At 70.8% G+C, this 23,046-nt stretch carries 25 protein-coding genes; 8 read left to right on the top strand and 17 right to left on the bottom strand.

Going from position 1 to position 23,046, the window contains the following annotated elements:
- Window positions 1–24: 24 nt before the first annotated feature.
- Complete coding sequence (locus GA0070613_RS14735) at window positions 25–1,527, top strand: aldehyde dehydrogenase family protein (protein ID WP_089012829.1); 1,503 nt, start codon at window positions 25–27, stop codon at window positions 1,525–1,527.
- Window positions 1,528–1,536: 9 nt separating this feature from the next.
- Here the strand turns inward: GA0070613_RS14735 and nucS are convergent, their stop codons facing one another.
- The gene (gene nucS, locus GA0070613_RS14730) at window positions 1,537–2,196 is read right to left on the bottom strand and encodes an endonuclease NucS (RefSeq protein WP_089015949.1); all 660 of its coding nucleotides are present in this window, start codon (window positions 2,194–2,196) and stop codon (window positions 1,537–1,539) included.
- 71 nt (window positions 2,197–2,267) lie between these two features.
- On the opposite strand from nucS, the gene GA0070613_RS14725 reads away from it, so the two are divergent.
- Window positions 2,268–2,870, top strand: coding sequence for a DUF4126 domain-containing protein (locus GA0070613_RS14725; protein ID WP_089012828.1), 603 nt, complete (start codon window positions 2,268–2,270; stop codon window positions 2,868–2,870).
- 94 nt (window positions 2,871–2,964) lie between these two features.
- On the opposite strand, the gene GA0070613_RS14720 is transcribed toward GA0070613_RS14725, so the two are convergent.
- The gene (locus GA0070613_RS14720) at window positions 2,965–3,558 is read right to left on the bottom strand and encodes a hypothetical protein (RefSeq protein ID WP_089012827.1); all 594 of its coding nucleotides are present in this window, start codon (window positions 3,556–3,558) and stop codon (window positions 2,965–2,967) included.
- Window positions 3,559–3,969: 411 nt separating this feature from the next.
- On the opposite strand from GA0070613_RS14720, the gene GA0070613_RS14715 reads away from it, so the two are divergent.
- On the top strand, window positions 3,970–4,266 hold the full coding sequence (locus GA0070613_RS14715; protein WP_089012826.1) for a DUF1540 domain-containing protein: 297 nt from the start codon (window positions 3,970–3,972) through the stop codon (window positions 4,264–4,266).
- An 87-nt stretch (window positions 4,267–4,353) separates the two neighbouring features.
- On the opposite strand, the gene GA0070613_RS14710 is transcribed toward GA0070613_RS14715, so the two are convergent.
- Window positions 4,354–6,360: a protein meaA gene (locus GA0070613_RS14710; protein ID WP_089012825.1), complete on the bottom strand. Its 2,007-nt coding sequence runs from the start codon at window positions 6,358–6,360 to the stop codon at window positions 4,354–4,356.
- A 151-nt stretch (window positions 6,361–6,511) separates the two neighbouring features.
- On the opposite strand from GA0070613_RS14710, the gene GA0070613_RS14705 reads away from it, so the two are divergent.
- The 3 genes from GA0070613_RS14705 (at window position 6,512) to GA0070613_RS14695 (ending at window position 9,113) form a co-directional block, all read left to right on the top strand.
- The gene (locus GA0070613_RS14705; RefSeq protein WP_089012824.1) at window positions 6,512–7,360 is read left to right on the top strand and encodes an ABC transporter ATP-binding protein; all 849 of its coding nucleotides are present in this window, start codon (window positions 6,512–6,514) and stop codon (window positions 7,358–7,360) included.
- Entirely contained in the window at window positions 7,357–8,202 is an 846-nt protein-coding gene (locus tag GA0070613_RS14700) for an ABC transporter permease (RefSeq protein ID WP_089012823.1), read from the top strand. Before GA0070613_RS14705 ends, GA0070613_RS14700 begins: the two co-directional genes overlap by 4 nt.
- Window positions 8,203–8,303: 101 nt before the next feature.
- Window positions 8,304–9,113 carry an alpha/beta hydrolase gene (locus tag GA0070613_RS14695; protein WP_089012822.1) on the top strand — a complete coding sequence of 270 codons (810 nt, stop codon included), beginning with the start codon at window positions 8,304–8,306 and terminating at the stop codon, window positions 9,111–9,113.
- A 46-nt stretch (window positions 9,114–9,159) separates the two neighbouring features.
- On the opposite strand, the gene GA0070613_RS14690 is transcribed toward GA0070613_RS14695, so the two are convergent.
- Window positions 9,160–10,008, bottom strand: coding sequence for a 3-hydroxyacyl-CoA dehydrogenase family protein (locus tag GA0070613_RS14690; protein WP_089012821.1), 849 nt, complete (start codon window positions 10,006–10,008; stop codon window positions 9,160–9,162).
- A 79-nt stretch (window positions 10,009–10,087) separates the two neighbouring features.
- Entirely contained in the window at window positions 10,088–11,527 is a 1,440-nt protein-coding gene (gene murA / locus GA0070613_RS14685; protein ID WP_089012820.1) for a UDP-N-acetylglucosamine 1-carboxyvinyltransferase, read from the bottom strand.
- On the opposite strand from murA, the gene GA0070613_RS14680 reads away from it, so the two are divergent.
- Together GA0070613_RS14680 and GA0070613_RS14675 are read left to right on the top strand one after the other, a co-directional pair.
- Entirely contained in the window at window positions 11,526–12,098 is a 573-nt protein-coding gene (locus GA0070613_RS14680; protein WP_089012819.1) for a cob(I)yrinic acid a,c-diamide adenosyltransferase, read from the top strand. The genes murA and GA0070613_RS14680 overlap by 2 nt on opposite strands.
- On the top strand, window positions 12,074–12,490 hold the full coding sequence (locus GA0070613_RS14675; protein WP_089012818.1) for a VOC family protein: 417 nt from the start codon (window positions 12,074–12,076) through the stop codon (window positions 12,488–12,490). Before GA0070613_RS14680 ends, GA0070613_RS14675 begins: the two co-directional genes overlap by 25 nt.
- 207 nt (window positions 12,491–12,697) lie before the next feature.
- Here the strand turns inward: GA0070613_RS14675 and GA0070613_RS14670 are convergent, their stop codons facing one another.
- The 12 genes from GA0070613_RS14670 to GA0070613_RS14615 all read right to left on the bottom strand — a co-directional run bounded on the left by GA0070613_RS14670 (window position 12,698) and on the right by GA0070613_RS14615 (window position 23,039).
- Window positions 12,698–13,288 (bottom strand): hypothetical protein, encoded by a 591-nt coding sequence (locus GA0070613_RS14670; protein WP_089015649.1) that lies wholly within the window; start codon window positions 13,286–13,288, stop codon window positions 12,698–12,700.
- Between the two features lie 649 nt (window positions 13,289–13,937).
- Window positions 13,938–14,393 (bottom strand): DUF2550 domain-containing protein, encoded by a 456-nt coding sequence (locus tag GA0070613_RS14665; protein ID WP_089012817.1) that lies wholly within the window; start codon window positions 14,391–14,393, stop codon window positions 13,938–13,940.
- A gap of 12 nt (window positions 14,394–14,405) precedes the next feature.
- Complete coding sequence (locus GA0070613_RS14660) at window positions 14,406–14,684, bottom strand: F0F1 ATP synthase subunit epsilon (protein WP_089012816.1); 279 nt, start codon at window positions 14,682–14,684, stop codon at window positions 14,406–14,408.
- 149 nt (window positions 14,685–14,833) lie between these two features.
- On the bottom strand, window positions 14,834–15,976 hold the full coding sequence (locus tag GA0070613_RS14655) for an LCP family protein (RefSeq protein ID WP_089015948.1): 1,143 nt from the start codon (window positions 15,974–15,976) through the stop codon (window positions 14,834–14,836).
- A gap of 211 nt (window positions 15,977–16,187) precedes the next feature.
- Window positions 16,188–17,624 (bottom strand): F0F1 ATP synthase subunit beta, encoded by a 1,437-nt coding sequence (atpD, locus tag GA0070613_RS14650; protein WP_089012815.1) that lies wholly within the window; start codon window positions 17,622–17,624, stop codon window positions 16,188–16,190.
- Entirely contained in the window at window positions 17,624–18,553 is a 930-nt protein-coding gene (locus GA0070613_RS14645; protein ID WP_089012814.1) for a F0F1 ATP synthase subunit gamma, read from the bottom strand. The genes atpD and GA0070613_RS14645 overlap by 1 nt, the downstream gene beginning before the upstream one ends.
- A gap of 3 nt (window positions 18,554–18,556) precedes the next feature.
- On the bottom strand, window positions 18,557–20,209 hold the full coding sequence (gene atpA / locus GA0070613_RS14640; protein ID WP_089012813.1) for a F0F1 ATP synthase subunit alpha: 1,653 nt from the start codon (window positions 20,207–20,209) through the stop codon (window positions 18,557–18,559).
- An 85-nt stretch (window positions 20,210–20,294) separates the two neighbouring features.
- Complete coding sequence (locus GA0070613_RS14635) at window positions 20,295–21,116, bottom strand: F0F1 ATP synthase subunit delta (RefSeq protein WP_089012812.1); 822 nt, start codon at window positions 21,114–21,116, stop codon at window positions 20,295–20,297.
- Window positions 21,116–21,655, bottom strand: coding sequence for a F0F1 ATP synthase subunit B (locus GA0070613_RS14630; RefSeq protein ID WP_089012811.1), 540 nt, complete (start codon window positions 21,653–21,655; stop codon window positions 21,116–21,118). Before GA0070613_RS14630 ends, GA0070613_RS14635 begins: the two co-directional genes overlap by 1 nt.
- Window positions 21,656–21,682: 27 nt before the next feature.
- Window positions 21,683–21,925: an ATP synthase F0 subunit C gene (locus GA0070613_RS14625; protein WP_089012810.1), complete on the bottom strand. Its 243-nt coding sequence runs from the start codon at window positions 21,923–21,925 to the stop codon at window positions 21,683–21,685.
- A gap of 68 nt (window positions 21,926–21,993) precedes the next feature.
- Complete coding sequence (atpB, locus tag GA0070613_RS14620; RefSeq protein ID WP_089012809.1) at window positions 21,994–22,791, bottom strand: F0F1 ATP synthase subunit A; 798 nt, start codon at window positions 22,789–22,791, stop codon at window positions 21,994–21,996.
- Window positions 22,792–22,802: 11 nt separating this feature from the next.
- Complete coding sequence (locus GA0070613_RS14615) at window positions 22,803–23,039, bottom strand: AtpZ/AtpI family protein (RefSeq protein ID WP_089012808.1); 237 nt, start codon at window positions 23,037–23,039, stop codon at window positions 22,803–22,805.
- Between the last annotated feature and the right edge of the window lie 7 nt (window positions 23,040–23,046).

Raw genomic sequence — 23,046 nt, 5'->3', positions numbered from 1 at the left:
AATCCTCCGGTCTAGACTTCCGCCATGACGGCTGTGCATGTCCCGGGGACCCCGGTCATCGAGGAGGGTCGGCTGGTGTCGACCAGCCCGGCGACGGGCGCCGAGGCCGGGCGACTCCCGGTGGCGACCGCCGAGGACGTGGCCGGGGCGGTGGCCCGGGCCCGCGCCGCCGGCGAGTGGTGGGCCGGGCTCGGCTTCACCGGTCGCCGGGAACGGCTGCTGCGCTGGCGGAGCGTGCTCGCCCGCCGGATCGAGGAGCTGGCCGAGCTGATCCACATCGAGGGCGGCAAGCCGGTCGGCGACGCCATCGTGGAGATCCTCACCGCGCTCGAGCACATCGACTGGGCGGCCCGCAACGCGCGGCGGGTGCTCGGTCCCCGGCGGGTCCGCTCCCGGCTGATCCTCGCCGAGTTCACCGGCCACCTGGAATACCAGCCGTACGGGGTGATCGGCGTGATCGGCCCGTGGAACTACCCCGTCTTCACCCCGGTCGGCTCCGCCGCGTACGCGCTCGCGGCCGGCAACGCGGTGGTGTTCAAGCCCAGCGAGTACACCCCGGCCGTCGGGCAGTGGCTGGTCGACCGGTTCGCCGAGGTGGTCCCGGAGCAGCCGGTCTTCACCGCGGTGCACGGCCTCGGCGACGTGGGCGCGGCGCTGTGCCGCTCGGGGGTGGGCAAGCTGGCCTTCACCGGCTCCACCGCCACGGCGAAGAAGGTGATGGCCGCCTGCGCCGAGTCGCTCACCCCGGTGCTGCTGGAGGCCGGCGGCAAGGACGCGATGATCGTGGACTCCGACGCCGACCTGGACGCCGCCGCCGAGGCGTGCGTCTGGGGTGGGCTCACCAACGCCGGCCAGACCTGCATCGGCATCGAGCGCGTCTACGCCGTCGACCAGGTCTTCGACGCCTTCGTCGACAAGGTGGTCACCCGGGCCGGGCGGCTCACCGTGGGCCCCGACGGCGCCGACATCGGCCCGATCACCATGCCCTCGCAGCTCGACGTGATCCGCCGGCACATCGACGACGCCGTCGAGCGGGGCGGCCGGGCGGTGCTCGGTGGCCCCGACGCGGTCCGGCCGCCGTACGTCCACCCGACCGTGCTGGTGGACGTCCCCGAGGACTCGACCGCCGTACGCGAGGAGACCTTCGGCCCGACGCTCACCGTCAACCGGGTCCGCGACGTCGACGAGGCCGTCGACCGAGCCAACGCCCTGTCGTACGGCCTGGGGGGTTCGGTCTTCGGCCGCAAGCGGGCGGTGGCGGTCGCGCGACGGCTGCGCTCCGGGATGGCCTCGGTGAACTCGGCGCTCACTTTCGCCGGGATGTCCACGCTGCCGTTCGGCGGCGTCGGCGACTCCGGCTTCGGCCGGATCCACGGCGAGGACGGGCTGCGGGAGTTCGGCCGGGCCAAGGCCGTCACCCGCCGGCGGGCCCGCTCGCTGCTGCCGTCGATGACCTTCGAGCGCACCCCGGCGGACGTTGCCCGCCTGGTCAAGGCCGCCAAGCTGATGTACGGCCGGAACCGCTGACCGCCCGGCTCAGAACAGGGTCAGCTCGTCGCGCTCGATGCCGCGCAGCTTGTCGTAGTCGACCACGACGCAACGGATGCCGCGGTCGGTGGCGAGCACCCGAGCCTGCGGCTTGATCTCCTGGGCGGCGAAGACGCCGGAGACCGGGGCGAGCAGCGGATCCCGGTTCATCAGTTCCAGGTAGCGGGTGAGCTGCTCCACGCCGTCGATCTCGCCGCGCCGCTTCACCTCGACGGCGACGGCGCCGGAGTTGGCGTCCCGGCAGAGCAGATCGACCGGCCCGATGGCGGTCATGTACTCCCGGCGGACCAGCGTGAACCCCGCGCCGAGGGTCGTCGGGTTCGCGGCCAGCAGCTCCTGCAGGTGCGCCTCGACGCCGTCCTTGCGCAGGCCCGGGTCGACGCCCAGCTCGTACGAGGTGTCCTGGAAGACCTCCTCCAGAGTGATCCGCAGCTCCTCGCCGGCCTTGTTGACCACCCGCCAGACGCCGGGGGCCTCCTCCAGCCGGCAGGGCGGGCTCATCCAGTTCAACGGCTTGTACGCCCGGTCGTCCGCGTGGATCGACACCGAGCCGTCCGCCTTCACCATGAGCAGCCGGGTGGCCGGCGGCAGGTGAGCCGAGAGCCGTCCGACGTAGTCCACCGAGCATTTCGCAATCACCAACCGCACCCGACGAGGGTAGCCGAGCCCCCGCCCCTCGCCGACGAGCGCCACTGGCGTACCAGTGCGATATTGAGATCGTGCTCGAAGTCCTCACCGGTTCCGGCCTCGCCGCCTCGGCCGGCCTGAACGCCTACATCCCGCTGCTCATGATGGGTCTGCTGGCGCGCTACACCGATCTCATGGACCTGCCCAGCGGCTGGCAGTGGCTGGGCAACGGCTGGGTCATCCTGATCCTCGCCGTGCTGCTCGCCGTCGAGGTGGTCGCCGACAAGGTGCCGGTGGTCGACCACGTCAACGACGTGCTGCAGACGGTGGTCCGGCCCACCGCCGGCGGCCTCGCCTTCGGCGCCGGCTCCACCTCGGAGACCGTCACCGTCAGCGACCCGGACACCTTCTTCTCCACGCACCAGTGGGTGCCGGTCGTGGTCGGCGTGCTGATCGCGCTAGGCGTGCACCTGCTCAAGTCGGCCGCCCGACCGGTCATCAACGCGACCACCGCCGGCTTCGGCGCCCCGGTGGCCAGCACCGCCGAGGACGCCACCAGCGCCGCGATGTCGGTGGTGGCGATCCTGCTGCCGATGCTGGTGCTGGTCTTCCTGGTCGGTCTGGTGGCGTTCCTTTTCTGGTTCCTGCGGCGGCGCAAGGAACGTCGTCGTGAGCGCAGGGCCGCCCGAGCTTGACATTCCCCCGGCGAGGCGTATGCCTGCCGACACGGCGCTGGCCGGCACCCCTGTCTCGGGCACCGGCCAGCGGCGGCTTGTGGCTGTGCGGTTGTCAGCTGTTCCAGTGCTGGGCGACCAGGTCGGCGGCCTGCTGCTCCCACTGGGCGTAGGCGTCCGGGTAGGCCGACACCTGCACCGTCTGGGCGGCCTCGGTCAGCGGCATGTTGTGCCAGCCGTCGACCTGCTTGAGGCCCTTCTGGAACGCCATCGTGGAGTACTCGGGGTCGGTGATCTGCTTCGGCGTACCCCAACCCGAGCTCGGGCGCTGCTGGAACAGGCCCAGCGAGTCGTGGTCGTTGGCGTCGCCCAGGTGACCCAGGTTCTCCAGCTTCGACTCCTGCAGGCTCGTCGCGATCGAGATCACGGCGGCCCGCTCGTCCAGGCCCGACTTCTTCGTCGCCGCGATGATCGCCTTGACGTTGCCGACCTGCTCGTCGTTCAGGTCGATCCGCGACTGGGCGCCCTGCACGCCGTGCGGGACCAGCTTCGCGGTGTCCACGCCACCAGCCTTGTCGGCCTGCACGACGGCGGCCGGGGTGGTCGCGGTGGAGGTGGGCTCGTGGTGGTTCAGCGGACCGGCGGCGAGACCACCGGCGAAGGCCAGACCAGCGATACCGAGCACGCTCTTACGCAGCTTCGTGTTCATGGGAAAGCTCCATTCGGGGGTTGGCGCACACACCCGGTGGGGGCCGGGACGTGCGCGAGCACCGTCAGGCGCTGACAAGTAAAAGGGGGAAGTCTTCGCCCGGTTCGGCCGCGGGGCGGGGGGCCTCTTCGCGGCGCCGGGACCATGTACAACGACCGGCTGCCCACCATCATTCCGGGGCCCGTCCACCGGCCCGGTCGAGCGGGCCAGCTACTCGGTCGTACGGGATATGTAACGACCCCGAGCCCCCGGGGATTCCGGCCTGACGATGCCACCGGTCACCCGAAACGGACATCCGACACCAGACCGGACCGCCCCCGCAGGGCCGGAACGGTCCACGGAAGGAAGGAAGACCCGAACGCGAAACCGCCAAAAGCCTAAAATCGGGTCAAGAAGCCAAAGGAGGTCGCCATGACCGCGGCGATGGAGATGCCCCGGGTCCAGGAATGCGCCGTCGCGTCCTGCGCCTACAACCACACCAACGACTGCCACGCGTTCGCCATCACCATCGGCAGCAGCGACCACGCCCACTGCCACACCTTCGTGGAGCTGCCGGTACGCGGCGGGATCGACCAGCTCGTCGCGCAGGTGGGCGCCTGCTCGCGCTCGGACTGCCGGCACAACTCGGACCTGGAGTGCCACGCCCCGGCGATCACCGTCGGCCCGGACAACGACATGGCCGACTGCATGACCTACCAGAGCCGCTGAACCGGCCGGACAGCTCACCGCGACTACCGTCGGCACCGCGACGGACCGGTGCGCCGAGGGGTCCCGCTCCACGCGGGGCCCCTCCTCTCACGGCAGGTCGTTGGCCTCGCGGATCACGGTGACGAGCTGGTCGATGATGCCGGTCAGCGCGAAGTCCTTCGGGGTGAAGACCCGGGCCACCCCGGCGGCCCGCAGCGCCTCCGCGTCCCCGGTGGGGATGATGCCGCCGACCACCACGGGCAGGTCGCCCCGACCGGCGGCCCGCAGGCCGTCCAGCACCGCCGGCACGGCGGCCAGGTGCGAGCCGGAGAGCACCGAGAGCCCGACCAGGTCCACGTCCTCCTCGACGGCGGCGGCGACGATCTGCCCGGCGGTCAGCCGGATCCCCTGGTAGACCACCTCGAAGCCGGCGTCGCGGGCGCGTACCGCGATCTGCTCGGCGCCGTTGGAGTGCCCGTCCAGGCCGGGCTTGCCGACCAGCAGCCGCAGCCGGCCGCTGCCCAGCTCGCGCGCGGTGGCGGCAACCCGCTCGCGAACGGCCGCGAGCCCCGCGCCGCCGCCGGAACCGGCACCGCCGGCCAGGCCCGTCGGCGCCCGGTACTCGCCGAACACCTGGCGCAGCGCGCCGGCCCACTCGCCGGTGGTCACGCCGACCCGCACGCACTCCAGCGTCGCGGCCATCAGGTTCGTCGTGCTCGCGGCGTCCGCGCGGAGCCGGGCGAGTGCCGCGTCGACTGCCGCGCCGTCCCGGTCGGCCCGCCACTCGCGTACGGAGGCGACGGCCGCGGCCTCGACCGCGGGGTCGACCTGCTCGACGGCCTCGGCGCCGGCCGCGGTCAGCGGGGACGGCTCGGTCTCGGTGAACCGGTTGACGCCGACCACCACGTCGGCGCCGGACTCCATCCGCCGGCGCCGGTCGGCCAGCGAGGCGACCAGGGCGCCCTTCAGGTAGCCGGTCTCCACCGCGGCCACCACGCCGCCCATCTCCAGCACCTTCTCCAGCTCGATCCGGGCCCCGGTGACGATCCCGTCGACCAGCGCGGTCATCACGTGCGAGCCCTCGAACAGGTCGGGGTATTCGAGCAGGTCCGACTCGTACGCGAGGACCTGCTGCATGCGCAGCGACCACTGCTGGTCCCAGGGGCGGGGCAGGCCGAGCGCCTCGTTCCAGGCGGGGAGCTGCACCGCGCGGGCCCGGGCGTCGCGGGAGAAGGTCACGCCGAGCATTTCCAGCACGATCCGCTGGATGTTGTTCTCCGGCTGGGCCTCGGTCAGGCCGAGTGAGTTGACCTGCACGCCGTACCGGAAGCGGCGCTGCTTCGGGTCGGTGACGCCGTACCGGTCGCGGGTGATCTCGTCCCAGAGCACGCCGAACGCGCGCATCTTGGCGATCTCCTCGACGAAGCGGACCCCGGCGTTGACGAAGAAGGAGATCCGCTGCACCACGTCGCCCATCCGGTCGGCGGGCAGCTGGCCGGAGTCGCGGACCGCGTCGAGCACGGCGACCGCGGTGGCGAGCGCGAAGCCGACCTCCTGCACCGGCGTCGCGCCGGCCTCCTGGAGGTGGTACGAGCAGATGTTCACCGGGTTCCACTTCGGCATCTCGCGCAGCGTGTACGCGATGACGTCCGCGGTGAGCCGCAGCGACGCCGCCGGGGGGAAGATGTACGTCCCGCGGGAGAGGTACTCCTTGATGATGTCGTTCTGGGTGGTGCCGGCGCAGCGGGACAGCTCGGCGCCCTGCTCGGCGGTGACCGTGCCGTAGAGGCCGAGCAGCCACATCGCGGGCGCGTTGATCGTCATCGAGGTGTTCATCCCGGCGAGCGGAATGCCGTCGAAGAGGGCCCGCATGTCGCCGAGGTGCGCCACCGGCACGCCGACCCGGCCCACCTCGCCGGCGGCCAGTTCGTGGTCGGGGTCGTACCCGGTCTGGGTGGGCAGGTCGAAGGCGACCGAGAGGCCGGTCTGCCCCTTCGACAGGTTGCGGCGGAAGAGCGCGTTGGTCGCCGCGGCGGAGGAGTGCCCGGCGTACGTGCGCATCACCCAGGGGCGGTCGCGCTCCGGCAGCCGGCCCGGGAGAGCCTTCTCGTCCATGGCCGGAGTCTAAGTTACCGTTCAGTAAAACGGGCTGTGGAAAACCACACAGGTCCATGTCGCGGACGTCCGGGCGGGAAGCGCCCGACATGGCCGCGACCACCACACCCCGGGCTCCCCGCGCCGGCGGCCAGGTCGCACACTTGACGGCATGGATGACGAGCTCGCGATCTCCGTACGGGGACTGCGCAAGGCGTACGGCGACAACGTCGCGGTGGCGGGGGTGGACCTCGACGTCCACCGCGGCGAGGTGTTCGCCCTGCTCGGCCCGAACGGCGCGGGCAAGACCACCACGGTGGAGATCCTGGAGGGCTACCGGCGGCGCGACTCCGGCGAGGTGTCCGTCCTCGGCAGCGACCCGGCCCATCCGGCGCCACACTGGCGCTCGCGGGTCGGCATCGTGCTCCAGGGCACCGGCGAGTTCGACGAGCTGACCGTCGCCGAGGTGGTCCGGCACTTCTCCGGCTTCTACGCCGAGGCGGACGACCCGGACAAGGTGATCGAGCGGGTGGGGCTCGGCGGCAAGGCGAAGGCGCGGACCCACACCCTCTCCGGCGGCCAGAAGCGCCGCCTCGACGTGGCGCTGGGCATCATCGGCCGCCCGGAGCTGCTCTTCCTCGACGAGCCGACCACCGGCTTCGACCCGGAGGCCCGGCGGGAGTTCTGGGAGCTGATCCGGGACCTCGCCGCCGCCGGCACCACCATCGTGCTGACCACGCACTACCTGGACGAGGCGGAAGCGCTCGCCGACCGGGTCGGCGTGATCGCCGCCGGGCGGTTGGTCGAGGTGGCCCCGCCGAACCGGCTGGGCAACCGGCAGGAGGCCCTGGCCACGGTCTCCTGGCGTACCCCGGACGGAGCGCTGGAGACCGCGGAGAGCGCGACGCCGACGGCCCTGGTGGCGGAGCTGGCCGCGCGCTACGGCGGCGAGGTCCCGGGCCTGACGGTGACCCGGCCGACCCTCGAAGACGTCTACCTGAAGATGATCGGACAGTCATGACGACCACCACGAAGCCGGCGGCCCCGGTCGCCGCCGCCCCGGCCCGGCGGCTCGGCCCGGGCGCGCTCGCGCTGCGGCAGGGGCGGCTGGAGATCACCCAGTTCCTGCGCAGCCGGGAGTCCGTCGTCTTCACGATGGGCTTCCCGATCATCATGATCCTGATCTTCGCGTCGATCTTCCGCGGTGAGATCGGCGGCGGGGTCAGGTTCACCCAGTACTTCATCACCGGCATGATCGCGACGGGCCTGATGACGGTGAGCTTCCAGAACCTGGGCATCTGGATCCCGATCGAGCGAGACCGGGGCGTGCTCAAGCGCTACCGGGGCACGCCGATGCCGAAATGGGTGTACTTCGCCGGCAAGGTGATCATGGTGGTGGCGATCGGTGTGGCCGAGACCGCCCTGCTGCTCCTCGTCGCGGTGCTGCTGTTCGATTTGAAGCTGCCCGACACCGTCGGCAGGTGGCTGACCTTCGGCTGGGTCTCCGCGCTCGGCGTCACCGCCTGCACCCTCTGCGGCATCGCCATCTCCTCCCTGGCCCGCACCGCCCGCAGCGGCTCTGCCGTGGTCACCCCCGTGGCGCTGGTGCTCCAGTTCATCTCCGGGGTCTTCTTCGTCTTCACCGAGCTGCCGAGCTGGATGCAGCAGGTCGCGGCGCTCTTCCCGCTGAAGTGGATGTGCCAGGGTCTGCGCGCGGTCTTCCTGCCGGAGAGCTTCGGCGCCCAGGAGCCGGGCGGCTCGTTCGAGCTGGGCCGGGTCGCCCTGGTGCTCGCCGCGTGGTGCGTGATCGGCCTGCTCCTCTGCCTGACCACCTTCCGCTGGACCACCCGGCGCGACGGCTGAACTGCCGCCCGGCGGGGCCCGCCGGCCACTGCGGCGTCCGCCGGACGCGCCCGGCCGTCCGGGGTCGGTCGGGCGGGCCGGCGGGTGTCACACTCGCCTGCATGGCTCATGCTCTGACCCGGCGCCGGCTGCTGCTGGCCGGCGCCGGCACGGCCGCCGTCGCCGTGGTCGGCGGCCTCACCACCCGGGAGCTGTCCCGCCCCCGGCCCGGGCCGGTGCCCGCGCCCCCCGACGCCCCCGCCGGCGACGAACGCCTGATCCAGATCCGGTCGGCCGCCAGGGGCCGCGAGGTGGACTTCTGGACCGCCGTCCCCGAGGGGTACGGCGACGGCCGGGGTCTGCCCATCTGCCTGGTGCTGCACGGCGCCTCGGCCACGCCCCGGGACTTCGGGCGCCTCGGGCTCGCCCGCTTCCTCACCGACGCGGTCCGCCGGGGCGCGCCGCCCTTCGTGCTCGCCGCCGCCACCGGCGGCCGGCTCTCCTGGCGGCGCTCCGGCGACGACGACATGCAGCGGATGGTGCGCGAGGAGGTGCCCACCTGGTGCGCCCGGCGCGGCTTCGACGTCGACCGGACGGCGGTCTGGGGCTGGTCGATGGGGGGCTTCGGCGCGCTGCTGCTCGCCGAGACGTACCCGGGATGGCTGCACGCGGTGGCCGCCTTCTCCCCCGCCGTCCGGCCCGGGGACGCGGTCTTCGCCGGGGCGGCGCGGCTGCGCGGCACCCCGGTCGGCCTCTGGTGCGGCCGGCAGGACAACTTCCTCCGCGACGTGCGCGCCCTGGCCCGGGCGCTGCCCGAGCCGCCGGTACGCGCGGCTTGGGCCGACGGCCGGCACAACTTCGCCTACTGGGGCACGGTGATCCCGGACGCCTTCGCCCTGCTCGGCGCCGCGCTCAGCCCGCCCCGGCCGTGACCGGGCGCGGGCGACGGACGGTCCCGCCGTCGCCCGCGGTGCCGGCTCAGTACGTGTAGAAGCCCTTTCCGGTCTTCCGGCCCAGGTCACCGGCGGTGACCATGCGCTGGAGCAGCTCCGGCGGGAAGAACTTCTCGTCGGCGGTGTCGGTGTAGATGTTCTTCGAGGCATGCAGCAGCACGTCCACGCCGGTCAGGTCGGTGGTGGCCAGCGGGCCCATGGCGTGGCCGAAGCCGAGCTTGCAGGCAGTGTCCAGGTCCTCCGCCGAGACCACGCCGGACTCGACCAGCTTGACCGCCTCGACGACCAGCGCGGAGATCAGCCGGGTGGTGACGAAGCCGGCGATGTCCCGGTTGACCACGACGACCGTCTTGCCGATCTCCTCGGCGAACGCCTTCACCGTCGCCAGGGTCTCGTCACTGGTCTTGTAGCCGCGGACCAGCTCGCAGAGCTTCATCATCGGCACCGGGGAGAAGAAGTGGGTGCCGACGACCGACTCCGGCCGCTCGGTCACCGCCGCGATCTGGGTGACCGGGATGGCCGAGGTGTTGGTGGCCAGCACCGCATCGGCCTTGCAGATCTTGTCCAGCGCGCGGAACACCTCGTGCTTGATCTCCAGCCGCTCGAAGACCGCCTCGACCACGATGTCCGCATCGGCGACCGCCTCCAGGTCCGTGGTCGGGGTGATCCGGCCCAGCGCCGCATCGACCTCGGACGCCTCGATCTTCCCCTTCTCGGCGAACTTCTCCAGCGACTTCCGGATGCCGTCGACGCCCCGCTTGGTGGCCGCGTCGTCCAGGTCGCGCAGCGTCACCTGCCAGCCCGCCTGCGCCGCCACCTGGGCGATGCCCGAGCCCATCAGCCCGGCACCGACGACCGCGAGTCGACCTGCCATCTGCTTCTCCCTCGCCTGTTTGAGTACCTGCCAGCACCCTAGTCGGCGAGCCTGAACGACGGCTAAGCCCTCTCCTGGATCAGATTTCCAGGGCCGGCTCGTCCGGGATCGTGCCGCGCTCGACCTCGATCCCGAGAGCCCGCAGGTCGGCGACGAAGTCCGGATAGCCGCGGTCCACGTGGTGCACGTGGGAGACCTCGGAGACCCCGTCGGCGCAGAGCCCGGCGATGATCAGACCGGCGCCGGCCCGGATGTCGGTGGCGCGGACCGGGGCGCCGGAGAGCCGGTCCCGGCCGCGTACCACCGCGTGGTGGCCGTCGGTCTTGATGTCCGCGCCGAGGCGCATCATCTCGTTGGCGAACATGAACCGGCCGTCGAAGATGTTCTCCGTGATCAGCGACGCCCCGTCGCTCACCGCCGCCAGCCCCATCGCCATCGGCAGCAGGTCGGTGGCGAAGCCCGGGTAGGGCAGGGTCACCACGTCCACCGCGGTCGGGCGGTCGTCCACGCGTACCCGGAAGGCGTCGCCACGGGTCTCCACCAGGCCGCCGGCCGAGACCAGCTTGTCCAGCGCGACCTCCAGGAACGCCGGGTCGATGCCGGTGACCGTGACGTCCCCCCGGGTCATCGCGGCGGCGAACGCCCAGGTACCGGCGACGATCCGGTCCCCCACCGTGGCATGCCGCACCGCGCGCAGCTCCGGCACGCCCTTGATGTGCAGGGTCGAGGTGCCCTCCCCCTCGATCCGGGCGCCCATCTGGATCAGCATCGAGCAGATGTCGACGATCTCCGGTTCCCGGGCGGCGTTGTCGATCACCGTGCTGCCCCGGGCCAACACCGCCGCCATCACCAGGTTCTCCGTCGCACCGACGCTGGGGAAGTCCAGCACGATATCCGCGCCGTGCAGCCCGTCGGGGGCGGACGCGATGACGAAGCCGTGCTCACCGGAGATGTCCGCGCCCATCCGGGTCAGCCCGGAGATGTGCATGTCCAGGCCACGGGAGCCGATCGCGTCCCCGCCGGGATGCGCCACCCGCACGTATCCCCGGCGGGCCAGCAGCGGGCCGAGCACACAGATCGACGCGCGCAGCCGCCGGACCAGGTCGTAGTCGGCCTCCGCGCCGGGCCGCTCCGGCACGTCGATGAGGACCGACCGGGAGCGTTCCACCCCGCCGCGGGCCACCATCGGATCGACCGGGTCGTCGGCGCCGAACCGTACGTCGCAGCCGAGCCGGCGCAGCACCTCACCCATGATGGCGATGTCGGTGATCCGGGGGACGTTGGTGATCACGCTCCGCCCGGGCGCGAGGAGCGCGGCCGCCATCAGCTTTAGCGCGGAGTTCTTCGCCCCGACGACGTGGACCGTGCCGGCCAGCCGCGCGTTGCCAGGCACCCGGATGACGTCGACGTCGTTGACCGCCGGATCGCCGGCGTCACCCGGACCGACACCGGCCGGCCAGCCGGCCTGGCCCGGCCGCGCCGGGATGGTCAGGTCCGGTATCCGTAGGCTGTGCGTCATGGCCGTCCACCTCACGCGCATCTACACCAAGGCCGGCGACGCCGGCATGACCAGGCTGAGCAACAACGAGCAGGTGCCGAAGACCGATCCACGGATCGCCGCGTACGCCGACGTCGACGAGTGCAACGCGGCGATCGGCGTCGCGCTCGCGCTGGGGCAGCTCGACGACGAGCTGCGGGCGGTGCTGGGGTCGATCCAGAACGACATGTTCGACGTCGGCGCGGACCTGGCCACCCCGGTCGAGCCGGACCCGAAGTACCCGCCGCTGCGGGTCACCGAGGAGTATGTGGAGCGCCTCGAGGGCTGGTGCGACGAGTACAACGCACGCCTGAGCAAGCTCGACTCCTTCATCCTCCCCGGCGGCACCGCTGGCGCGGCGCTGCTGCACGTGGCACGGACGATCGCCCGGCGCGCCGAGCGTGCGGCGTGGGCCCTGGTCGCGCATGATCCAGACCGGACCAGTCCCCTTCCGGCAAAGTATCTCAACCGCCTCTCCGATCTGCTCTTCATCCTGTCAAGAACGGCAAATCCGGACGGAGATGTGCTATGGGTGCCGGGCGGGAAGCGATGACCGTCGGCGCGCTGCACCACGTCGAGGTCTGGGTACCGGACCTCGACGCGGCCCGGTGCAGCTGGGGCTGGCTCCTCGGCGAGCTGGGCTGGACGCCGTTCCAGGACTGGCCGGCCGGCCGGTCCTGGCGGCTCGGCCCGACCTACCTGGTGCTGGAGGAGTCCCCCGGGCTCTCCGGGCGGATGCACGACCGGCTCGCGCCGGGGCTCAACCACCTGGCCTTCCACGCCGGCCCACCGGCCGCGGTGGACGCCCTGGTCGTCGCCGCCCCCGACCACGGCTGGGAGTTGCTCTTCCCGGACCGGCACCCGCACGCGGGCGGTCCGGGGACGTACGCCGCCTACCTCGCCGACGGGCAGGGGTATGAGGTGGAGCTGGTCGCGGGGGTTTGATCCGTGGTTGCGGTGGGGGCTGGGGGCGACCGTCCCCGGCTCCGGGCGGTCAGGCTTGATCCCTGCGCCGGGGACGGCCGCCCCCAGCCCTGACCTTGGTCACGGTCCGCGCGGGTCACGGTTCTTCTGCGGTACGTGAAAACGCCGCTGGCCGGCACCCCGTGTCTCGGGGTGCCGGCCAGCGGCTTGTTGCCTTGTTCGGTTGGGTCAGCTGTTCCAGTTGGCGGCGACGATGTCGGCGGCCTGCTGCTCCCACTGGGCGTAGGCGTCCGGGTAGGCCGACACCTGCACCGTCTGGGCGGCCTCGGTCAGCGGCATGTCCTGCCACCCGTCGACCTGCTTGAGACCCTTCTCGAACGCCAGGGTCGCGTACTCGGGGTCGGTGATCTGCTTCGGCGTGCCCCAACCCGAGGACGGACGCTGCTGGAACAGGCCCAACGAGTCGTGGTCGTTGGCGTCACCCAGGTGACCCAGGTTCTCCAGCTTCGACTCCTGCAGGCTGGTCGCGATCGAGATGACCGCGGCCCGCTCCGGCAGACCCGCCTTCTTCGTCGCCGCGATGATCGCCTTGGCGTTGCCGGTCTGCTCAGCGTTCAGGGTGATCTTCGACTGCGCGCCCTGCACACCATGCGGAATCAGCTTGCCCTTGTCCACGCCCGGCTTGTCGGCCTGCACAGCGACCGGCTTGCCGGCCACCGGGGTGGCGTCGGCGTGCGCGGCGACCGGACCGGCGAACACGCCACCGGTGAAAGCCAGACCAGCAATACCCAGAACGCTCTTACGCATGATCGTGTTCATGGTGAAGCTCCATTCGGGGGTCGGCGTCACCGCCGAGGGGGGCCGGCACGTGCGCAAGCACCGTCAGGCGCTCAAAAACTGCAAGGGGGAAAGTCTCTGCCCGGTCCGGCCGCGGGGCGGGGCCTCTTCGCAGCGCCGGGACCACGTGTAACGACCGCCGGCCCGCCATCATTCCGGGGCCCGACCACCAACCCGTCGAGCGGGCCAGGTACTCGGTCGTACGGGAGATGTAACGACCCCGGCCCGGCCACGATTCCGGCTGGGGGATGCCGCCGGTCACACCCAGAAACGGACATCCCGCCCAGTCCGGCGGTGGCCGGGCGGACCGAACCGGACAGCCGGCACCAGATCGCCGACGTGGCGGGATCCGCGCCCATCGGACACCGCCAACATCGGGGACACGGAGTCGATCACGCCCAAGCGGGCACCGGAGCCCACCCAGGCGGCGAACCGGAACCCGTACCCGAAAAGCCACCTGGCGCACCGGGCGGACGGCGACCAAATCAGGGCTGGGGGGCGACCGTCCCCGGCGCAGGGATCAAGCCTGACCGCCCGAAGCCGGGGACGGTCGCCACCGGCCCCACCGCAACCAAAGAACGGGAGAGCGGGGAGCCGGTCACGGCGGGCCCACCCCAAAGAGCCGGGTGAGTCAGGCGGCGGGCCAGTCCTGGGAGGCCAGACGCGGCGAGGCCGCCCCGGGCGGGGCGGCCTCGAGCCAGGAGAGGAAGCCGGTGACCGTGGACCGTGCCATGGCGATCTCCACCGGCGCATGGTTGCTGGTACAGCGGAGGATCACCCAGTCCGCGGGCATGGAGAGGCGTTCCTGCCCCTCCGGGAGCCGGCGGCGCTCCACGGCCAGCCCTTTGCGGGAGAGCACCCGCTTGGGGCGCAGGGCGAAGCTGAACATCCGGTACCACCGCAGCTGGTCGCCGGCGAACCGGCCGAAGCCGGGTGACCAGCCCCGACCGTCCAGGATCGTGGAGACCCGGACGCTGAGCCGGATGATGCCTCCGCTGCGGGTGAACAGGGCCCGCCGGATGAAGAGGATCAGAAGCGCGGCGAGCACGACCGCGACGCCGATTCCGATCCCTTCCACGATCTTCATCGGCGGGTCGGCTCAGCGGGCCGGAGTGGCGGGGGTGGCGCTCTCGGCGAGGACGGTGACGCCCTCACCGGTCACGGAGAGGAAACCGCCGGCGACGTCGTACGCGACCTGCTGGCCGCCGGCCTGCTTGATGCGGACCTGGCTGGGCTCCGCGAGCTGGCCGAGCAGCGGCGCGTGGCCCGGGAGCACACCCAGCTCACCCTCGGTCGTCCGGGCGACGACCATCTCGGCCTCGCCGGACCAGACCTTCTCCTCGACGGCTACGAGCTCGACGTGAAGCTGCTGTGCCACGCTGTCTCCTTGCTGCGGCGGCGGATTGCCGAAAGTCTAGTCGCGACCCCGGGGGCCACCCAACGCGGGTGGCGAGAGCTGCGCCACGGGAGGTGCCCGGTGCCACACGAGCGGGCCCCGGCGTGCGCCGGGGCCCGCTCGCGCTCACGTTAACTGTTCTTCTGCTTGAAGTCGGGGTGCTCCAGCATGAAGGCGTCCACCTGCTCGGTGCGGATGGCGGTGAAGAAGTCCTGCGCCGTGGGCAGCAGCCGCTCCCCCTTGTACGCCGAGCCGGTGCCGATGCCCCCGCCGGGGAGCTTGATGGTCTCGATCGAATCCGACCGGATGCCCTTCAGGGCGATCGCGAAGTCGACCACGCTGTAGCCGCGGCCGTTGAAGATCAGCGACTGGCCGGCGGCCCGGATGACTCGGTCCAGCTTGATCGGGTTGGTCACCACGTCGGCGCTGAACGCCTGGTTGACCATCGCCTTGATGAACTGCTGCTGGTGCCGCTGCCGGCCGTAGTCGGCGTCCGGCACACCGTTCTTCGGGTAGCGCTGGCGGACGTAGTCCAGCGCCTGCCAGCCGTTGAGGTGCGCGTTGCCCTTCTTGTACTCGGCCTGCGGGCCGAGGTAGCCCCCGCCGCCCGGCTTGAGCTGGCGCGCCGTGCCGTCCGGCTGCAGGTGCTCGGACTTCACGTCCCGCTCGATGTTCATGTCGACGCCACCCATCGCGTCGACGATCTTCTTGAAGCCGGTGAAGTTGATGATCGCGCCGGCGTCGAAGCGCTGGATCCCGGTGACCTGCTGCACGGTCTTCGCGAGCAGCTCGAAGCCCTGCGCGGCGTCCGGGTTCTTGCCCGGGACCCGACTGCCGAACGACATGGCGGCGTTCAGCTTGTCCGTACGGCCCGGGAAGTTCGCCTTGGGGAACTGCGGGATGTCCACCCGCAGGTCCCGCGGCAGCGAGAAGAGGTAGCCGCGGTCCATCCCGGCGGGCACGTGCAGGATCATGATCGAGTCCGCCAGCGGCGGGGTCTCCGGTTTGCGGGGGTCGATGCCGACCAGCAGGATGTTCAGCGGGCCCTTGATGTCGCTCTTGCGCTCCTGGGCACCGGCGGCCTCGTCGCCGAAGAGGTCGCCCTTGCCGACCGCGCCCTCATAGCGGGACAGCAGCGCCTCGTAGCCGACCAGCACCGCGCCGCTGAGCACCATGAGGACCACACCGAAGGCGGTGCAGACGCGGGCCCACCGGGGCACCCCACGCCAGAAGGACCGCTTGCCGCCGTCCGTGCCGGCCTTAGCCACGAGCACCTCCATTCGTCACGCCCACGACTGGAAGACGGGCGCTGGCGACCGTTTCGTTGCAAAGATCAACGCTCATACGTGAGCGCCGCGCCACGAACGGTACCCCGCGTCTCGGCGAACCGCTTGCCGCCGAAGCGGACATCTGCTATCACCGGACCCGAACGGACGGAGGCCACCCCGGCTACGCCGGGATGGCCTCCGTGGGTGTGACCGAGGTCTAACCCTCCATCAGCTCCTTGGCCTTGGCCTCGAGGTCCTCGAGACCGCCGCACATGAAGAACGCCTGCTCGGGGAAGTGGTCGTACTCGCCCTCGCTGATCTTCCTGAACGCCTCGATGGTCTCGGCGATCGGGACCGTCGAGCCCGGCACGCCGGTGAACTGCTCGGCGGCGTAGGTGTTCTGCGACAGGAAGCGCTCGATCCGCCGGGCCCGGCCCACGGTGATCTTGTCTTCCTCGGAGAGCTCCTCGATACCGAGGATGGCGATGATGTCCTGCAGGTCCTTGTAGCGCTGCAGGATCCGCTTCACCTCGGTGGCGACCTGGAAGTGCTCCTGGCCGACGAACTCCGCGGCGAGGATCCGGGACGAGGACGCCAGCGGGTCCACGGCCGGGTAGATGCCCTTGTCGGAGATCGACCGCTCCAGGTTGGTGGTCGCGTCCAGGTGGGCGAACGTGGTGGCCGGCGCCGGGTCGGTGTAGTCGTCGGCGGGCACGTAGATCGCCTGCATCGAGGTGATGGCCTGACCCCGGACGGAGGTGATCCGCTCCTGGAGCTCGCCCATCTCGTCGGCCAGGGTCGGCTGGTAACCCACGGCGCTCGGCATGCGGCCGAGCAGCGTGGAGACCTCGGAACCGGCCTGGGTGAAGCGGAAGATGTTGTCGATGAAGAGCAGCACCTCCTGCTTCTTCACGTCGCGGAAGTACTCCGCCATGGTCAGCGCGGACAGGGCGACCCGCAGCCGGGTGCCCGGCGGCTCGTCCATCTGGCCGTAGACCAGCGCCGTCTTGTCGATGACGCCGGACTCGGTCATCTCGGCGATGAGGTCGTTGCCCTCGCGGGTGCGCTCACCCACGCCGGCGAAGACCGAGGTACCACCGAAGTTCCGGGCCACCCGGGTGATCATCTCCTGGATGAGCACCGTCTTGCCCACGCCGGCACCGCCGAACAGGCCGATCTTGCCACCCTTGACGTACGGGGCGAGCAGGTCGATGACCTTGATGCCGGTCTCCAGCATCTCGGTCTTCGGCTCCAGGTCCGCGAAGGCCGGGGCCTTGCGGTGGATGACCCAGTGGTCGTCCGGGGTGAGCGTCTCGCCCTCGGTCAGGTTGAGCACCTCACCGATCGCGTTGAACACGTGGCCCTTGACCGCGTCGCCCACCGGCACGGTGATCGGCGAGCCGGTGTCGCGCACCTCGGTGCCGCGGACCAGGCCGTCGGTCGGCTGCATCGAGATGGCGCGGACCATGTTGCCACCCAGGTGCTGGGCGACCTCCAGGGTCAGCGTCTTCTCACCGCCGGAGAGCGTCACGCTCACGTGCAGGGCGTTGAACAGGGCCGGCATGGCGTCGCGCGGGAACTCGGCGTCGACGACCGGGCCGATGACCCGGACCACGCGACCCGTGGCCGTCTTGGTCTCTACTGGGGCAGTCATCACACTTCACTTCCCGACGCGGCGAGCGCGTTCGCGCCGCCGACGATCTCGCTGATCTCCTGGGTGATCCCGGCCTGGCGGGCCGTGTTCATCTCGCGCGTGTACTTCTCGATCATGTCTTCGGCGTTGTCGGTGGCGGCCTTCATCGCCCGCCGCCGGGCCGCCGACTCACTCGCCGCCGACTCGATCAACGCCGCGTAGATCCGCGTGTTGATGTACTTCGGCAGCAGCGCGTCGAGCAGCGACTCCGCCTCCGGCTCGAACTCGTACGCCGGCAGCAGGCCCTCGGACCGCGGACGGTCCTCGACCTGCATCGGGCCGATGATCTTCGCGACCGGCGTCTGGGTCATCAGGGAGTGGAACTCGGTGAAGACGATGTGCAGCTCGTCGATGCCGAGTACCCCGTCCGCCCCGCCGCGGCCGTCCACGTCGTCCGCGCCGGCCGAGAACGCCTTGATCAACGTCTCGCCCACCTCGCGGGCATCCGCGAAGGACGGCTGCTCCGAGAAGCCCGTCCAGCTCGCCGCGATGTCCCGGTTGCGGAACCGGTAGAACCCGACGCCCTTGCGCCCGACGACGTAGAGCACCGGCTCCTTGCCGTCGGCCTTGAGCCGGGCGATCAGCGACTCCGCCGTCCTGATCGCGTTGGAGCTGTAACCGCCGGCCAGGCCCCGGTCGCTGGTGACCAGCAGGACGCCGGCCCGCCGCACCCGCTCACGCGGGGTGAGCAGCGGGTGGTCGATCCGCGCGTTGGACGCCAGCGCCGTGAGCACGCCGGTGATGGCCTGGGCGTACGGCAGCGACGCCTCCACCCGCGCCTGGGACTTGGCGATCCGGCTCGTCGCCACGAGCTCCATCGCCTTGGTGATCTTCTTCATCCCCTTCGCCGAGCGGATCCGCTGGCGAAGAACGCGAACCTGGGCCGCCATGGATCAGCTCTCTACCGGGCGGTCGGTCGAGCCGTCCCGGAAGCGGGTCACCGTCTCGCGGTTCTCCTCGCCCGCCAGCGGCTTCGCGGCGGGCTCGTTGATCCGCTGCTCGTCCTCCTTGCCCAGGAACATCTGCTTGAACTCGGTGATGGCCTGGTCCAGGGTGCCGATGATCTCGTCGTCCCACTTGTTGTCAGCGATCGCCACGAGAGTGCCCTCGTGCTTGTGCCGGAGGTACTGGAGGAACTCCGACTCGAAGCGACGGACCTCGCCCACCGGGATGTCGTCCAGCTTGCCCTCGACGCCGGCCCAGACGGAGACGACCTGCTCCTGCACCGGGTACGGCGAGTAGTTCGGCTGCTTGAGCAGCTCGACCAGGCGGGAGCCGCGCTCCAGCTGGGCCCGGGAGGCCTTGTCCAGGTCGGAGGCGAAGGCGGCGAACGCCTCCAGCTCGCGGAACTGGGCCAGGTTGAGCCGGAGCGAACCGGCGACCTTCTTCATCGGCTTCACCTGCGCGGCGCCACCGACCCGGGAGACCGAGGTGCCGACGTTGATGGCCGGCCGGACGCCCTGGTTGAACAGGTCGGTCTCGAGGAAGATCTGGCCGTCGGTGATCGAGATGACGTTGGTCGGGATGAAGGCCGAGATGTCGTTGGCCTTCGTCTCGATGATCGGCAGACCGGTCATCGAGCCGCCGCCCAGCTCGTCGGAGAGCTTCGCGCAGCGCTCAAGCAGCCGGGAGTGCAGGTAGAAGACGTCACCCGGGTACGCCTCGCGGCCTGGCGGGCGACGCAGCAGCAGCGACACGGCGCGGTACGCCTCGGCCTGCTTGCTCAGGTCGTCGAAGACGATCAGGACGTGCTTGCCGCCGTACATCCAGTGCTGCCCGATGGACGAGCCGGTGTAGGGGGCGAGGTACTTGAAGCCGGCCGGGTCGGACGCCGGGGAGGCGACGATGGTGGTGTACTCCATCGCGCCCGCCTCCTCCAGGATGCCCTTGATCGAGGCGATCGTGGAGGCCTTCTGGCCAATGGCGACGTAGATGCAGCGAACCTGCTTCTTCGGGTCGCCGGAGCGCCAGTTGTCCCGCTGGTTGAGGATGGTGTCCAGGGCGACCGTGGTCTTGCCGGTCTTGCGGTCACCGATGATCAGCTGCCGCTGGCCCCGGCCGATCGGGGTCATCGCGTCGACCGCCTTGATGCCGGTCTGCATCGGCTCGAAGACGGACTGCCGGGCCATCACGTTCGGAGCCTGCAGCTCCAGCTCGCGGTAGCCCTCGTTCGCGATGTCGCCGAGGCCGTCGATCGGCTGGGCGAGCGCGTTGACCACGCGGCCCAGGAAGGCGTCGCCGACCGGCACGGAGAGCACCCGCTCGGTCCGCTTGACGCGCTGCCCCTCCTCGATCCCGCCGTAGTCACCGAGGACGACGACACCGATCTCCCGGACGTCGAGGTTCAGCGCCAGGCCGAGCGTGCCGTCCTCGAACTCCAGGAGCTCGTTGGTCATGGTCGAGGGGAGACCCTCGACGTGGGCGATGCCGTCGCCGGCGTCGGTGACGGTGCCGACCTCCTCGCGGGAGACGTCGGCCGTGTAGGAGGAGACGTAGCGCTCCAGGGCGCCGCGGATCTCCTCCGTCGAGATGGTCAGCTCGGCCATCCTCTGCTTCCTTAAATTTCAGGGGCCCGGGATACCTAGTACCGACCGGTCCGATGGGGTCGAATCAGGGCTGCGGAGACGCTGGTCAGCGCTTCGCGAGCGCGTTGCGGGTCTCGTTGAGGCGGCGCAGGACGGTGCCGTCGTACAGGTCGGAGCCGACCCGCACGCTCACCCCACCGAGCACCTCGGGGTCGACCGTCTGCTTGACGGAAACCTCTCGACCGTACATCTCGGAGAGGCGGGCACCGAGGCGTCGCTCCTCCTCGTCACTCAACGGAGCCGCCACGGTCACGTACGCGACCTGACGGTCCCGCCGGTCGGCGGCCAGCTCGACCAGCCGGGTGAGCGCACCGCTGAAGGAGCGTCCCCCGAACCCGCCGAGCGCGGCCTCGACGAGGCGGACGGTGACCGGGCGGGCCTGGCCGGCGAGCAGGTCGCGGGCCAGGGTGGCCCGCCGCTCGGCCGGGGCGATCGGGTCGGAGAGCGCGTTGGAGAGCGCCGACTGACCGGAGACGACCTGACCGAAGCGGAACAGCTCGTCCTCGACCTCGCCGAGGTCGCCGGCCTTGTCAGCGCTGGCCAGCAGCGCCTCGACGCCGAGCCGCTCGGTGCCGTCGAGCAGTTCCGACGGCGCCGACCAGCGGCCGGACACCAGGCCGGTCAGCAGGTCGAGCGCGTCCGCGCCCACCTTGCCGCCCAGGATGCCGGTCAGCAGCCCGGCACGGTCCTCGGCGGACCGGGCCGGATCCGACAGCGCCCGGCGCAGCCGCGGCTCGCGCCGCAGCAGCGTGGCGGCGGAGAGGATGTCGTCGGCGGTGGAGGCCACCGCCGACGGCTCCGCGCCGCGGGCGTACGCGTCGAGGCGCTCGGCCGCGACCTTGTACGACTCCCGGCTGGCGGCCTGCATCAGCGGGCCCCCGCGCTCTCGAGACCGCTCAGGAACCGGTCCACGGTGCCCTTGCGCCGCGCCTCGTCGACGAGCGACTCACCGACGATCTTGCTGGCCAGGTCCACCGCGATGGTGCCGACCTCGGTGCGCAGCTCGCGCACGATGGTGGCCCGCTCGGCGGCGAGCTGCTCCTTGCCGGCCGCGATGATCCGGTCGGACTCCTCCCGCGCCTTGGCGAGGATGTCCTGACGGATGCCCTCGGCGTCGGCCCGGGCGTCGTCCCGGATCTTGGCGGCGTCGGTACGCGCCTCGGCGAGCTGCGCCCGGTACTGCTCGAGCAGCTGGTTGGCCTCGGCCTGGGCGGCCTCGGCGCGCTTGATGCCGCCCTCGATCGCGTCGACCCGGGCCTGGAACGTCTGCTCCATGCGGGGGAAGACGAACTTCATCAGCACGAAGCAGAGCAGGATGAAGGCGATCCCACCCACCACGATCTCCTGCCAGGCAGGAATGATCGGGTTGTGGGTCGCTCCACCGCCCTCAGCGGCGAGGAAGAACATGGGTGACCTCCCGGTCGAGGGGCGGGATCAGGAAAGCGTGCCCTGCCAGATGAAGCCGAAGGCGATGCCCAGCAGCGCGAGCGCCTCGATGACGGCGAAGCCGATCCAGACGTACGGCAGGGTCATCCGCGACGACTCCGGCTGGCGGGCGGTCGACTGGATGTAGGCGGCGAAGACCAGGCCGACGCCGATGCCCGGGCCGATGGCCGCGAGACCGTAGCCGATGGCGGCGGTGCTGCCAACTACACCTTGCGCGGCGAGAACGTCCATTGGTTGGTTCCTCCTGGTTATCACGCGTGACGGTCACGCGGGACGACAACGGGTTGGTGCGAAGTGGATCAGTGCTCTTCGGCGAGCGCGCCCTGCACGTAGCTGGCGGTCAACACCGTGAAGACGTAGGCCTGCAGGACGATCACCAGGAATTCGAGGAAGGTGAGCGCGATGGTCATCACCCAGGACAGCACCGAGACCGGCGCCAGCCAGGCGTTGGCGGAGAGCATCGCGAAGCCGCCGAGCGTGAAGACCAGCAGGAGCATATGGCCGGCGAACATGTTCGCGAAGAGACGGACGGCCAGCGAGAACGGCCGGACCAGGAAGGTCGAGAAGAACTCGATCGGGATCAGCAGCGGCAGGATGTACCAGGGCGCCGGCGGGAGGAGCGAGTTCTTGAAGTACTTCACGAAGCCGTGGTGCCGGATGCCGATGTAGTTGAACAGCACGTAGCTGATCACGGCGAGGAACGCCGGGAAGGCGATGTGCGAGTTCGGCGAGATCTGGAAGAACGGGATGATCGCGAACGCGTTCGTCAGCAGGACGAAGCAGAACAGCGTCGTGAAGTACGGCGCGAACCGCACCCCCGCGTGCCCGATCATGTCGACCGCGATGTTGTTCCGCACGAAGCCGTAGATCGACTCGGCGAACCACTGCCTCTTCGTCGGCACCAGCTGCGGCTTCCGATAGCTGGCCAGGAAGAAGATGATCAGGACGCCGACGGCGATCCAGACCATCGCAGTGATCTTGGTGAACCAGTACGAGTCGTGCGCACCCCAGGGCAGGATGCTGGGCAGGTAGAAGTCCTCCACGCTGGGTGGGAATTCCGCCTGGCCCGCTGCCAGGACGTTCGCCTGTCCGAACACCGCGTCCCTTCCTAAGTAGGCGTGCCGAGTCGGCGGACGACCAGGATGATCCCCCCGGCCATGCCGAGCACGACGCCGATGCCGGTGGCGATGCCACCGGAGTCGAGCCACTGGTCGACCAGCCAGCCGATGAAACCCCAGACCAGCATGCCCCCGATGAGGTACGAGAGCGCGGTCCAACCCTGGCCGGCACCGGACGGAACGTCGTCCGAGCCGCCAGTGCTGGGGGGTTTCTGGTCACCGGCCATGACGGGG

It is taken from the genome of Micromonospora inositola (genome assembly GCF_900090285.1).
GTDB lineage: Bacteria > Actinomycetota > Actinomycetes > Mycobacteriales > Micromonosporaceae > Micromonospora > Micromonospora inositola.
The sequence above is the reverse complement of the archived record's forward strand: the minus strand, read 5'-3'. Positions and strand labels throughout refer to the sequence as shown.